Here is a 1590-nt window from a genome sequence, read left to right on the forward strand (position 1 = left end):
GAAGGCGAGAACGTGCGCATCCACGAAGCGGCCACGAACTGGTACGAGGGCCGGATCTCGGTGGCCGTGACGGGGTGGAGCATCATCCACTTCCCGGAGCGCGGCCGGTGGTGGGAAGCATAGCCAGTCGGAGCAGCCTTCTTTTTTGCTGTGTGCCGGGCCGACCCAGACCCCACCGCCCCACCCTCCGCTCCGTGCTCGCTTCGCTGCGCGCGCAGCCACGACCTCGAGACCCGGTCTGAGATTTATCCCTGAAACCGGGGGAAAGGGTGCGCGACCGGGCGTGTTTGTCCGACCCCACGAGGGGTGCGGGCGTGCCCAACGCTCGGAGCTACGCATGAAAGTCGAAGGAGACTACACGTGCGACATCTGCGGGGAATCGTTCGAAACGAACGTCGAGATTGCCGGACATATGCGTTCTCATCAGGTATCGATACCTACTGAAACGATCATCGACGAACTGCAGCGACTAGCCGAAGAGAAGGGGCGAGTTCCAAAACAATCGGAGATCGATGAAGAGACTGAATTCACAAAAGGCGCAGTGCGCTCAACGTTTGGGAGCTGGGACGAGGGATTGGAAGCTGCCGGACTTGACCCTCGAACAAACGGATATAGCGACGCAGAGATCATCGAGGAGCTACAACGAGTCGCCAGCCAGATCGGCCATTCACCCTCACGAAATGAGTGGCGAGAATTGGGGCGTGTCTCGGCCAACGCAGTCCAGACTCATTTCGGGTCGTGGAACGAGGGCCTCAGAGAAGCCAACTTAGAGACGACCATACAGCGGACCGCCACAAAGGAGGATGTCATCGAGGCGATTCAGGACCTCGCTGCAGAACTCGGACGACCACCGAAGGCCCAAGAGATGGAACAGCACGGAGCGTGGTCGGTGAAAGTCGCCCAGCGATGCTTCGGCGGCTGGAATCACGCGTTACGCAGTGCTGGATTCGAGCCCCACAAACAATGGAGTATCAGTGAAGAACAGCTCCATCGGGAGATCGAGCGCTTGGCCGATGAGCTAGGCCACGTCCCATCAACTATCGAGATGCGTGACTCTGGTCGCTACTCGGTTGGATCCTATGCCCGCCGGTATGGGACCTGGCAGGACGCCATCGAAGCAGCCGGGTTCGAGTATCCCGGCCGGCCAAGCGGCCCAGAGCATCCGCTCTGGAAGGGCGGCTACGGGGACATCTCGTACGGGCCGAACTGGTACAGACAGCGTAAACGCGCGCTGGAACGGGACGGCTTCGAGTGTCAGATGCCGGGCTGTCCCATCGACCGCGAGACCCATCGCGAGCGCTGGGACCGCGACCTGAACGTCCATCACATTACGCCGCTTGGCGCATTCATCGATGCCGATGGAGTACTGGACTACGAACAGTCGAATCGGCTTGAGAACCTGATCACGCTCTGTCAGCGCCACCATACGATGTGGGAGGAGTTCGCTCCGCTCCAGCCTGATCTCCGCTAACCGCACCCGGTGGTGTTGCTCGCCCCCCGGCGATGGGTGGCGGGGCCACCAGCGATCCCGTCCCACTATGACCGACGACACGACACTCACGGCCCGTGAACGGCTTCGCATTCACCTCC

Annotated in this window: 1 protein-coding gene and 1 pseudogene; both read left to right on the forward strand. The window is 61.1% G+C overall.

Annotated elements, in window-relative coordinates; translation table 11 throughout:
• A pseudogene (locus AN233_RS16790) lies at positions 1 to 123 on the forward strand (DNA-binding protein); the annotation flags it as partial.
• A 214-nt stretch (positions 124 to 337) separates the two neighbouring features.
• Positions 338 to 1471: a homing endonuclease associated repeat-containing protein gene (locus tag AN233_RS06345; protein WP_125919990.1), complete on the forward strand. Its 1134-nt coding sequence runs from the start codon at positions 338 to 340 to the stop codon at positions 1469 to 1471.
• Positions 1472 to 1590 lie beyond the last annotated feature (119 nt).

The organism is Haloparvum sedimenti (genome assembly GCF_001462205.1).
GTDB lineage: Archaea > Halobacteriota > Halobacteria > Halobacteriales > Haloferacaceae > Haloparvum > Haloparvum sedimenti.

What these genes read in the sequence shown, in the direction of transcription:
- AN233_RS06345 (WP_125919990.1), top strand. Translation starts at nt 338, where the DNA reads ATGAAAGTCGAAGGAGACTACACGTGCGACATCTGCGGGGAATCGTTC.